Consider the following 1,820-nt stretch of genomic DNA (forward strand, 5'->3'; position numbering starts at 1 on the left):
GGTTTACTGTCTCATACAACAAACCCACCAATAATTCAAGACGTCCTCCACGGGTCGCTTACATACGCCTGACAAAGATGGTGGCGCCGATATCGAAGCACTACGGGAGAAAGGCCGGTTGGTTCTGGTTAATCGCCTCGCCAACGCTGACAGGGAAGCGATAGTCCAAGCGCTCGCCCGGTGTGGTGTGAAAAGTATAAGCAAAAGCCCGGATGAGAAAGTCCCGGATGTGGTCGCCGCTCTCGAACAGTTGGCCGACGAGCTGGGAGGTTAGGTCATGGCAGAGCATGCCCGATTAGCGTCCTCTAGCGCGGAAAAGTGGCTCAACTGTCGCGGCAGTCTGGCAATGGAGGCGGGGCTTCCTGAAAGCACATCATCGTATGCCGAGGAGGGCAGTGCCGCGCACCGTGTCGCTGAAAATGTCCTGAACAATCTGCTCAACCCGACGCTGGCAGGCAAACCGCTCAGCGGCGGGAGGCACGCCGCCGACTACATCGGCACGTATCCGCTGGCGAAAGGCGGAAAGCCTATCGGCCCGCAGGTGACCGAGGAGATGGCCGAGCATGTGCAGTGCTACATCGATACGGTATGGGCGCTGGCCGAGGGTAATGACCTGCTGGTAGAACAGCGGGTAGATTTCTCGGAGGCTATCGGGGTGCCTGAACAATTCGGCACCGCTGACGCCATCATCCTCGCCGGTAGCGAGCTGCAAATCCACGACCTGAAATACGGTTTTCTGAAGGTGGACGCCGAGAACAATAAACAGCTGCAGCTCTACGCCCTGGGCGCGCTGGCCTATTTCAGTCTGGCGCAGGACTTCGACCGCGTACGGCTGTTCATCCATCAACCGCGCCTGAATCAAACCTCGGAATGGGCGCTCAGCGTTGCTGAGCTGGAAGCGTTTGGCGAACGGGCAAGGGAAGCCGCTGCCGCGGCGATTGTCACCGCGAACATTGCCGATTGTGAAGGGGTCGATACCCTGCCCGCCGACGTGTTCACGCCGGGCGAAAAGCAGTGCCGCTGGTGTAAAGCCGCCGGCGGGCTCTGTAAGGCCGAGACGGAATACTACCTCAATTTGACTGCCGGGGATTTTGTCGACCTGACGCAGCCGCTGGCCCCGCAACTGGCCGACGCGCCGAAAAGGGTCGCGGCGCTCACGCCTGACGAGCTGGCGGCTGTTTATGGCCAACTGCCCGCGCTTGAAGGGTTTTGCGAAAGTGTCTACGCCCGCGTTATAGGCGAACTGCGCAACGGACACGCGCTACCAGGGCTGAAACTGGTGCAGGGCAAACCGGGTAACCGCGCCTGGCGCGATGAGGCAGCCGCCCGTGCTCTGCTTAAGGACCAGTTCCGCTACAAAATTGATGACATTTTCGACATGAAGCTTATCAGCTCGACCCGCGCCGAAAAGCTCGTCAAAAAAGCCAGTCCCCGCCGCTGGCAGAAAGTGGAGCCGCTCATTACCCGCCCGGACGGCAAGCCTGTAGTGGCCCCGGAAAGCGATCCGCGTCCGGCGCTGAACATGTGTACAGAAAACGACTTTGACAACGTGGATACCCTTGAGGGTACCGCAGAGTTTCTTTGACGAAAGGTGAAAAAATGAAACTGAAATTGAATGACGTACGACTGGCGTTCCCGGCACTTTTTGAAGCTAAAGCGGTCAATGCGGAAAGTGAACCACGCTACTCCCCGCTGCTTTCATTCTGGTGCCAAACAATCCGGCTCTGGCAGAGATAAATAATGCCATTGTCACCGCAGCCAATGAAAAATGGTAAGCGTACGCCCAGCGCCGTCTGTTAATTCCCCATCAAGTTATTAAA

The 1,820-nt window shown here is 57.9% G+C and carries 2 protein-coding genes; both read left to right on the forward strand.

The window, feature by feature from the left end:
• Positions 1-277: 277 nt before the first annotated feature.
• Positions 278-1,585 (forward strand): DUF2800 domain-containing protein, encoded by a 1,308-nt coding sequence (locus ACMX3H_RS20135; protein WP_415211956.1) that lies wholly within the window; start codon positions 278-280, stop codon positions 1,583-1,585.
• A 14-nt stretch (positions 1,586-1,599) separates the two neighbouring features.
• Positions 1,600-1,737 (forward strand): hypothetical protein, encoded by a 138-nt coding sequence (locus tag ACMX3H_RS20140; protein ID WP_415211957.1) that lies wholly within the window; start codon positions 1,600-1,602, stop codon positions 1,735-1,737.
• Positions 1,738-1,820: the final 83 nt, after the last annotated feature.

Source organism: Sodalis sp. (in: enterobacteria), assembly GCF_047607725.1.
Taxonomy (GTDB): Bacteria; Pseudomonadota; Gammaproteobacteria; order Enterobacterales; family Enterobacteriaceae; genus JBLKSS01.